This is a genomic window from Actinoplanes siamensis (assembly GCF_016862395.1).
Taxonomy (GTDB): Bacteria; Actinomycetota; Actinomycetes; order Mycobacteriales; family Micromonosporaceae; genus Actinoplanes; species Actinoplanes siamensis.
Map to the genome: position 1 here is coordinate 1 of NZ_BOMW01000112.1, position 8175 is coordinate 8175.

General features: G+C 67.1%; 10 protein-coding genes and 1 pseudogene. 5 read left to right on the forward strand and 6 right to left on the reverse strand.

Annotated features, from left to right (window positions below; genetic code table 11):
- Nucleotides 1-418 precede the first annotated feature (418 nt).
- The 5 genes and pseudogenes from Asi03nite_RS36950 to Asi03nite_RS36970 form a co-directional block, all read right to left on the reverse strand.
- Nucleotides 419-763 (reverse strand): immunity protein CdiI family protein, encoded by a 345-nt coding sequence (locus Asi03nite_RS36950; protein WP_203685174.1) that lies wholly within the window; start codon nt 761-763, stop codon nt 419-421.
- Nucleotides 764-1052: 289 nt separating this feature from the next.
- Nucleotides 1053-2246: pseudogene (locus Asi03nite_RS36955) on the reverse strand (IS256 family transposase); the annotation flags it as partial.
- A gap of 321 nt (nt 2247-2567) precedes the next feature.
- Nucleotides 2568-3161 (reverse strand): hypothetical protein, encoded by a 594-nt coding sequence (locus Asi03nite_RS36960; protein ID WP_203685175.1) that lies wholly within the window; start codon nt 3159-3161, stop codon nt 2568-2570.
- Between the two features lie 239 nt (nt 3162-3400).
- The gene (locus Asi03nite_RS36965) at nt 3401-3934 is read right to left on the reverse strand and encodes a hypothetical protein (RefSeq protein ID WP_203685176.1); all 534 of its coding nucleotides are present in this window, start codon (nt 3932-3934) and stop codon (nt 3401-3403) included.
- Nucleotides 3935-4223: 289 nt separating this feature from the next.
- Nucleotides 4224-4454 carry a hypothetical protein gene (locus tag Asi03nite_RS36970; protein ID WP_203685177.1) on the reverse strand — a complete coding sequence of 77 codons (231 nt, stop codon included), beginning with the start codon at nt 4452-4454 and terminating at the stop codon, nt 4224-4226.
- Nucleotides 4455-4701: 247 nt separating this feature from the next.
- On the opposite strand from Asi03nite_RS36970, the gene Asi03nite_RS36975 reads away from it, so the two are divergent.
- From Asi03nite_RS36975 to Asi03nite_RS36995, 5 genes are all read left to right on the forward strand, one after another.
- Nucleotides 4702-5145, forward strand: coding sequence for a hypothetical protein (locus tag Asi03nite_RS36975; RefSeq protein ID WP_203685178.1), 444 nt, complete (start codon nt 4702-4704; stop codon nt 5143-5145).
- A gap of 209 nt (nt 5146-5354) precedes the next feature.
- Nucleotides 5355-5915 (forward strand): recombinase family protein, encoded by a 561-nt coding sequence (locus Asi03nite_RS36980; protein ID WP_203685179.1) that lies wholly within the window; start codon nt 5355-5357, stop codon nt 5913-5915.
- A gap of 243 nt (nt 5916-6158) precedes the next feature.
- Nucleotides 6159-6485, forward strand: a complete 327-nt coding sequence (locus Asi03nite_RS36985; protein ID WP_203685180.1) for a hypothetical protein — start codon at nt 6159-6161, stop codon at nt 6483-6485.
- 285 nt (nt 6486-6770) lie between these two features.
- Nucleotides 6771-7097 carry a hypothetical protein gene (locus tag Asi03nite_RS36990; protein WP_239103205.1) on the forward strand — a complete coding sequence of 109 codons (327 nt, stop codon included), beginning with the start codon at nt 6771-6773 and terminating at the stop codon, nt 7095-7097.
- Between the two features lie 459 nt (nt 7098-7556).
- Nucleotides 7557-7718 carry a PDDEXK family nuclease gene (locus tag Asi03nite_RS36995; RefSeq protein WP_203685181.1) on the forward strand — a complete coding sequence of 54 codons (162 nt, stop codon included), beginning with the start codon at nt 7557-7559 and terminating at the stop codon, nt 7716-7718.
- Here Asi03nite_RS36995 and Asi03nite_RS37000 read toward each other — a convergent pair.
- Nucleotides 7696-7884 (reverse strand): hypothetical protein, encoded by a 189-nt coding sequence (locus Asi03nite_RS37000; protein WP_203685182.1) that lies wholly within the window; start codon nt 7882-7884, stop codon nt 7696-7698. The genes Asi03nite_RS36995 and Asi03nite_RS37000 overlap by 23 nt on opposite strands.
- Nucleotides 7885-8175 lie beyond the last annotated feature (291 nt).

An 8175-nucleotide genomic window follows, 5' to 3' on the forward strand; every position in this document is an offset into this window, starting at 1 on the left:
CACTAGGTGCGCCTCCCGGTGGGCTTGATGCTGCGGGTCTGCTCTTGGTGCGTCCCGAAGGCGCAGACAGCCGAACCCGGCAGCAGGTGCTGCGGGTTAGCTTCGGCGTGCCAGCGGCGCATCGGTTTGCTCCTTGTTCGTGAGGCTGTGTGGACGACCGTAGTTGCAGCGCCCGGGTGGTGCAATCGCTTTTCCGGATGATCGAGTGAATGCCGATCACTCACTCTCTCATGATGACGAGTGACAGGCGGGTGCGTCAATGCGAATTAAAGGCTTGGGTTGTGGTCAGAACATCCGCCGTAAATGCGGTGCCTGGGGAGGAGCCCGGCGGTAGCGTGCCACGGCATGAACCTGACACGGCTGCGCTGGTCCGATATCCCGGATTCCCTCCGGAGCCGCACTGGCTCGCCCACGGAATCTAGTGCAATCGGGGTCCGCGACGATCGCGGAGGGGCCTCGGGTCCGTGTCCTCGGCATAGCTGATCTCGATGTCCGGCAGCTCATTCTGCAACTCGTAAGCGAGCGCCAGCCCTTCCTGCCGCCAGCTTCGCTCCTCATCAACGCTGGTGAACTCGAAGTCCGTCAGCGCGATGCCGTTGAAGCGCTCGTTCCATGCCTGCAACCGTTGGACAAGCTGCGTGCTGACACCGAGATCTTGGAGAACGACCGGACCCATATGGTCAGGGTCCGAGTCCCAGACGGGGTCGTCGCTAATGTACTCAGCCATCACGCGAAGAGCGTGGGGGCGGTACGCCTCCTCCATCTTACGCCTCCTCCATCTGGTGATCATGGCACGCTCGGAGGTTCGCTCGCTGCCGACTGGTGCACGACCCAAGACGATGACGGGAAGCACCCACGACCAGAGCGGGTCCCAAACTCACGCCCAATGAAACCCGCCGGAAGGCGCCGGGGCCCAAACTCCCGCCAAGCCGGGACCGCTACTCGCGCTCAGAACCAAGATCGCTATCCTCGTGGACGTATGCTGCTTCAGCTTTCAGGCTGACGCGCGGTTTGTGGAGCAATAGTCAAGACTTGTGGATGAGAAATCTTGATCAGGCGGCTGCGGTCTCGATCGTGGCCAGTTCGGCGGCGGGGCGTTCGACGAGTTTGCCGCGTTCGAAGCGGGCGCCGGCACGCACGAGGGCGACCAGGTGTGGTGCGTTGACGGCTCGCCAGCGCTGCTGGGCGGCTTCGATTAGCTTGAATGCCATCGCGAGGCCGGCGGCTTTCGAGCCGGGACCCTTGGTGATCTTGGTGCGGTGCCGGACGGTCGCGAACGTCGACTCGATCGGGTTCGTGGTCCGCAGGTGCACCCAGTGCTCGGCCGGGAAGTCGTAGAAGGCGAGAAGCTGGTCGAGGTCGTCGACGATCTTCGCGACGGCTTTGCCGAACTTCGCGCCGTAGGCGAGTTTGAACGAGGCGACCGCTCGGCGGGCGTGGTCGCGGTCCTCGGCGTTCCAGATCTGCGCGAGGGCCTTTTTCGCGCCGGGATGCGCGGATTTCGGCATGGCCCCGAGGATGTTGGCGATCTTGTGAAACCAGCAGCGTTGCTCCCGAGTGTTCGGGAACACCTCACGCAGGCCGTTCCAGAAGCCGAGCGCCCCGTCACCGACCGCGAGGATCGGAGCGCGCATGCCGCGGCGTTTGCAGTCGCGTAGCAGGTCCGCCCACGATGCGGTGGACTCGCGGTAGCCCTCGGCGAGCGCGACCAGCTCTTTGCGGCCGTCGACGCGGACGCCGACCATGACCAGTAGGCACAGTTTCGCCTCGTCCAGGCGGACGTTGAGGTGCACGCCGTCGGCCCACAGGTAGACGTAGTCGGCGCCGGACAGGTCCCGGCCGGCGAACGCGCGGGCCTCGTCCTGCCACTGCACGGTCAGCCGGGTGATCACCGGGGCGGACAGTCCGGAGCTGGTGCCGAGGAACTGCTGCAACGCGGGCACGAAATCGCTGCTGGACAGGCCGTGCAGGTAGAGCAGTGGCAGGACCTCGTTGATCTGCGGGGACTTGCGGCACCAGGCGGGCAGGATCGCCGACGCGAACCGCTTACGTTCGCCGGTCTGCTCGTCGATGCGCTTGTCATTGACTCTTGGTGCCACCACCTCGACCGCGCCGGAGCTGGTGAGCACCTGCCGCGGCCGCGCGTGGCCGTTACGCACCACGAGGCGGCGGCCGTTCTCGTCGAGCTGGTCAGCGTGCGCGGCGATGTAGGCGGCGACCTCGGCCTCCAACGCGGCCGCGAGCAGTGCGTAGTTCGCGCGGGAGGGTCGACCAAGTTGGACCGTCCACCGCATGAGGACTGAGCTTTCGGAGGGAGGTGTGTACCCATGGACGCCATGACCTTCTCGCTGAACCTTCGGATGCCGACGGCCGTCGCTATCCGGATCATCATCGTCATCGCCATCCTGTCGGGTGCCGCGACCGCGCCCTACTTCATGTAACTCAGCAGTAAAGGGCCAGGCCCCCTCGACGTGATGCATGTGAGGGGGCCTGGCCCTTTGCTGCTGAAAGTCGTTCCGCTTCCTTGGTTGTGGAACGGGCCCGGCGGCCGCATCGGCTGTAGCCACCTATCGTGCGTCCCGGGCTTCCAACGCCAACTCGTGGGCGTACCGCTTCGCCTCGTCTCCGATGGCGCCGGTACGCCACGCTGCGATATACAGCTCCCACCAGCGGGTCAGAGAGTCCGTGATCTCCTTGTTGAGCCGTTGCCGCCCTCGCTCGTAGTTTTCCGTCGATTTGATGTCCGCCAGTAACGCGGGGTCCCCCACCGTCATGGCGGTGGTCAGTTCGCCCCACAGGGTCTGGGGGGACTCGTCGTCCGGCGTCGCGCCGGTCAGCACGTCGAGGTAGTGGAAGCGTCCAGCGTCTCCGAACGCGTCGAGGGCGTTGAGCACCACAGGCAGCACCGGATCCGCCGCCACCTGCGTCTTCATGCCGTCCAGTAGCCCCGGCACGGTGCCGGCATGGGCATCGAGCAGGGCTCGGGCGTTCTGATCTGCCTTCAGCACCCGGTGACCCACGTTCTCGCGCATGACCTTCTTGGTCGGCCAGTCGCGGCCCTGGTCGCGTTCGGACATGCCGATGGTCAGCTTGAGCATCTTCTCCGCCCCGAGGGCGAGCAAGGACATGGCGACCACGGAGTCTGTGTAGTCGTGGCGCATGGTCCGCACGGTGTCCAGTCCACGAGAGAATAGGGTGGCTGAGGAGTTGCACTCTCGGATCAATGTGAGGGGCCACTGAAGGTCAACCTGGGACGTCATCTGTCGAGGCTATGACCGGTGTCCAACGCTTTCGCTGGCCCATCCGCGCCTTGGCCGACGCGGTTACGTCGCGGACCGTCACCCCGGCGGAAACGTCCGACTTGGGTACAGCGCCCGTCACGGCCTGGCACCCGCGCGGGTCACCAGTCGCCCTTGGACATGAAGTCGTAGCCGCCGTTCTCGACCGTGTTCCACATCGCCTGAAGCGTCTCGTCGTTCGCCAACTCGGCCACCTCGGCGGCAGAACCGCGACGGACCGGCACGGTCCGCCGGCCCTGGGCCCTCCGCCGGCCCTCGGCCCTGGCTTCGGCCACGGCGGCAGCACGCTGTGCCTGGCGCCGGCGCCGCTCGTCCTCCGGTAGCGCGGCCTCGTGAGCCGCGGCCGCCCGCGCGCCGTCACTCTGCGACTGCCGGCGGCGCCGCTCATCCTCTGGAAGGTCCGCCCAACGCTCGGCCCGGGCTCGGGCGGCGGCGCTCTGCGACTGCCGATGCCGTCGCTCGGCCTCCGGCAGCAGAGGCGCGGCATCTCCTCGGACCCGTGCCCGGTCCGCGAGGCTCTGCGCAAGACGACGTTCCCGCTCTGCCGGCGGGAGCTTCGCCCACCGGGGACGCACCTCGCTCATCACCCCATCGTGACGGGCCGACGACCCACGGTCCAGCACCGCGTACGCCATCCGAGGGACGCCAGCCGCCCACGCTGAAGCCTGGCGATGACATCGGGGCGTTGCTACCCCGTGAGCTGGGCAGCAACGCCTGACGAGGGTCAGCCGCTACGGGTGCGGGGCGCCGGGTAGTAACGCTTCCGACAACACCCAGCCGCAGGTGGTAACACCGTGGTGTTGCTACCCGATGAGGGTGGCGTCGACGAGCGCTTGGTGCTCGGACAGGACGTCGGTGACCACGTACCAGTTTTTCGACGACCTCGCCCGGCGCTACGCGCCCCCGGCGGCCTGAGCTACCCGGTTATCGGCCACGGCGGCCTCGACGGGCGGCCGGGGCCGCGTTGAGGACGTCCACCACACGCTGCGCCGGCACCTTCTCGATCGCGCGGCGCCGCAACCGGTAGTCCAGCACCGTGCCAGTCACCGCGACCGCCAGCACGGCCGCCGCGAGCAGAGCCGACACCCACCACGGCATCGACGCGGGAGCGAACGCCGCGGCGGTGGCCCCGGCCCAAGTGAACGGTGATTGCATGTTCTTCCCTCCCCGAACCCGGCTTCCACGACTGCCGGCATCGTCCGGCATGGACGACGGAATTCAGTGTCGGGCCAGCCAGAGGCGGGTTGCTCACCCTTGTTGATCTGTGTGCACGCTGTGGTGGTGGGAGGAACCGTGTGGCTTCCCAGTGCCAACGTGTGTTATCACTGGCCTTCCGGTGGTTTCGTGTGTCCACCGCTCACCTGAGTCTCCGAGGAAGAAGCCCGTGCCGAGGATCATCCGGATGCCGAGCACCGACGTCGTGCGCAACGGCACCAAACGCCGGAGATTCATCGAGGAGATGTTCCGGCTCTACCGGGCGGCGGGCAGTCCGGCGCTACGGGAGATCGAGGAGTGGATCCGGGCCAACGACGATCTGAAAGGCACCGCGAGCACCGAAACCATCCGGCGGATCCTGCGCGGGCATGTGCCGCCGCGGTGGCACACCGTCGAGGCGATCGCGTTGGCGTTCTTTGCCGCGTCGGACTTGGAGCCTGGGCAGGAGCGCTGGACCGACAACATAAACGAGCCGTTCAGCAACATGGACGCCCTCCGGCAGGCCTGGGCGGAGGCAGTCGAGGAGGATCCCGCTGCATCTGACCCGCGGGTCCCGAACAACTTCGACGACCCGTGGGCAACGGCTCCCCGGCCGGCCGCGTCGAACTTCAACGACGAACCGCCGTTCTGACGCGCGAGTTGGCTTCGTTTCGCCAGTTCGGGCGATCCACCTGACTGTCGACCATGCGGGAGGGTGTCCGATTGAGGTACACCCCAACACCACAATCCCCACCAGCACCAAAGGACGTCAGGATAGGGTCCCTTGCGGCGTTTCTTGACGCATGTCCGGTGACTCCATAGAGTCCAACCCGACAAAAGGCGGTCGGGAAGGCGAAAAACATGCGTGTCGGCTACAAAAGAGTCAGCACCGTCGACCAGAACACCGTCCGCCAGCTCGACGGGGTCGAGGTGGAGCGGATCTTCAGTGACAGGGCGTCCGGCAAGGACACCGCTCGGCCCAAGCTCGACGAGATGATCGCGTTCGTCCGCGACGGCGACACCGTCCTGGTGCACTCGATGGACCGGCTCGCCCGCAACCTCGACGACCTGCGCCGGCTCGTCCGGACGCTGACCGGCAAGGGCGTGCGGGTGGAGTTCGTCAAGGAAGGCCTGACCTTCACCGGCGAGGACTCCCCGATGGCCACCCTGCTGCTGAGCGTGATGGGCGCGTTCGCCGAGTTCGAGCGCGCCCTGATCCTCGAACGCCAGCGCGAGGGCATCGCCGCGGCCAAGCAGCGTGGCGTCTACACCGGCCGCAAACCCGCCCTCACCGCCGAGCAAGCGCAGCAGCTGCGCGACCGGGTCGCCGCCGGCGAGAAGAAGTCCGCCCTCGCCAAGGAGTACGGCATCAGCCGCGAGACCGTCTACAGCTACCTACGCGCCGAGACGATCACGAGCTGACGGCCTTCGTGCAGCCGAGCAGCTGGAGCGGAACCCACGAAACTCAGACCGCATCCGAGATCGGGCAAGGTCGCCTCGATGCGACCGCCTCGGCGTGCTCACCGGCGTCGCAACGTCACGTGGCCGTGGTGCGGGGACTCCCCGTCCAGATGTCGAGGCGGCACGGACGATGTCGGGCGTGCTGGTCTTGGTGTCGGCCGGGCCATCGGAGGTCGGCCCCGACCCACATGCCATCCTGCTGCGGTGGTGAACGTGTCCATCGAGGCTGACGGAGATGATCCTGCCGTCGTCGTGGTGATGCTGCAGGCCCCGACGTGGGAGTTTCACTTCTTGGCCCAGCTGCGCGACCTCGCCCGGCTGAAGTCGATCCGTGACGCGGACTGGGCCACCCGGCGTGCGTTCCAGATCGGTGAGGCCGGTGGAATCCCGGTTCACTGGTGCATCAACACCGATGCCACAGTCTCGGCGTTGATTGGCGAGGACGACGAGACGTGGCACATCGCTTTCGTCGTGCCCGTCGATGCCATCGACCGGCTCGCGGCCGAAGCAGTGGACCTTCTCCCCGCATGAGCGACACTGGCACCGCTCCCGCAGCGGATCCGCGGGTCGCCTACGTGGGCGCGGACCCCGGAATGCAGATGATGTCCGGGCCCAGCACTCCGTCGCTCTCGTCTACTCGGGAAAGCGCGCAGCCTGGCCCCACCCACCGAAGACGCCAGCGCACCCACCGGCGAGGCGGCCAACATCGAGCTGTTCTAAGCCTGCTGTCCGGGTGTCGGGGCCGAGTCGGTCGCGGGCCAGAGTCCCGGCGTTGCGGTGGTCTCCGCCGGCGGCCCAGTACGCGAGGATCGGGCGGTGACTGAGGCGAGAACTGTCCCCGACCTGAAGGCGTTCCTGCCCGCGGCCGATGGCATCGTCGATCCGCTGCCGTGGCAGCTGGGCGACAGCGAGGCGCAGCGCAAACGATCGCGGGGCCGGGTGTCGGCGCTGGCGCATCAGGTCGCCGGACTGCTGGCCGGCGGCTGGACCGAGGCGCAGATCCGGGCCGCGCTGCAGACGGTGGCCGACGCGGAGACCGCCCCGGACGCCGGCGCCCAGGAGCGGCGATGGCGGACAGCGCTCAAACGCGCCGGCCATGAGCGCCGGGAGCGGCAGCGGGTGGTAGCGGAGAGCCAGCCGTAAGGCGTAGCCGTGATGGTCTGTACGACCTCGTACGGCTACCTGACGGCCATGCATTACCCGCGATGAAGATTGACAGAACAGGCGTGGCCAGCGCTGTCAGACCTGCGTCAGAGTTCCGTCGTATCCGGGAGTGTTCGCCGGAGCTGACAGCGACCGGTGTGAGAGTGCGACGTCGGCGGTCACCGCTGGCAGCAGGCCGCGCCGCCGCGGCGCGCGTTGTCTTCGGTCCTTGTCTTTCCTGCTCAGACCAGCCTTGATGCAGCTGGTACGGCGGGCGTAGCAGTGTTTCTGCCTGCGGGATCGGAGGTTGGCCGAGTCATACCCCCTGATCGTGCAAGCGAGGGTGCGCCACATGGTGGAAATCTAGAGATACGGCAGTGGATCGATTTTGTACTAGAACTGCTGGTAGTGGTGAGCGCGTTATCGAGCACATACCCGCAGGTAACAACGTGTATGACAATGCACACTTTCAACATCTACGGCGCGGACGTCGCGCTGTTGGTCACCACCGGCCGCTCGACCGGGCCGGCCCGGCAGGTCACCCGGCAGTGCCGGATCGCGCTGGTGGACCGGCCGGCCGGCGTCGTGTCCGCGGTGCTCAGCGACCGCGCGCGACGCTGAAGAACAGCAACATCAGCAGGAACCCGAACCAGAAGTTCCAGATCGAGTTGAGCCGGTAGTAGCCCTTGACCGGCTTGCCGCCGCGCTGGTGCGGCTTGACGAACGGCATGGCGCTCCCCCCAACGAAGTTGACCACGGTGAGCGGGTCATCACGAACGGCCGCCATCCTCGCATCCACGTACGACAATCTCTGGTCCCGTCACGTCTCCTGGGCTCGGTAGCCGCACCCGGCCGGGCGTTGCCGCCAGGGCTCGCGTGTCCCGGCGCCGGCTGGGGCGACACATCGCGGCCCAGCCGCCAGTGCCGCGCCTGGGGTCCAGAGAGGGTCTCGCGCGCCGGGCGGGCTGCTGGCGGGGGGGCGTCAGCGGCTTTGCGCGCCATTCGGCAAACGACCATGCCGGTGCCCCGTAGACGGTGTTATAGAACATCACTTAGCGTGGTCGAGGGTGTTATATAA

What these genes read in the sequence shown, in the direction of transcription:
- Asi03nite_RS36950 (WP_203685174.1), bottom strand. Translation starts at nt 763, where the DNA reads ATGGAGGAGGCGTACCGCCCCCACGCTCTTCGCGTGATGGCTGAGTAC.
- Asi03nite_RS36960 (WP_203685175.1), bottom strand. Translation starts at nt 3,161, where the DNA reads ATGCGCCACGACTACACAGACTCCGTGGTCGCCATGTCCTTGCTCGCC.
- Asi03nite_RS36965 (WP_203685176.1), bottom strand. Translation starts at nt 3,934, where the DNA reads ATGGCGTACGCGGTGCTGGACCGTGGGTCGTCGGCCCGTCACGATGGG.
- Asi03nite_RS36970 (WP_203685177.1), bottom strand. Translation starts at nt 4,454, where the DNA reads ATGCAATCACCGTTCACTTGGGCCGGGGCCACCGCCGCGGCGTTCGCT.
- Asi03nite_RS36975 (WP_203685178.1), top strand. Translation starts at nt 4,702, where the DNA reads ATGCCGAGCACCGACGTCGTGCGCAACGGCACCAAACGCCGGAGATTC.
- Asi03nite_RS36980 (WP_203685179.1), top strand. Translation starts at nt 5,355, where the DNA reads ATGCGTGTCGGCTACAAAAGAGTCAGCACCGTCGACCAGAACACCGTC.
- Asi03nite_RS36995 (WP_203685181.1), top strand. Translation starts at nt 7,557, where the DNA reads ATGCACACTTTCAACATCTACGGCGCGGACGTCGCGCTGTTGGTCACC.
- Asi03nite_RS37000 (WP_203685182.1), bottom strand. Translation starts at nt 7,884, where the DNA reads ATGGCGGCCGTTCGTGATGACCCGCTCACCGTGGTCAACTTCGTTGGG.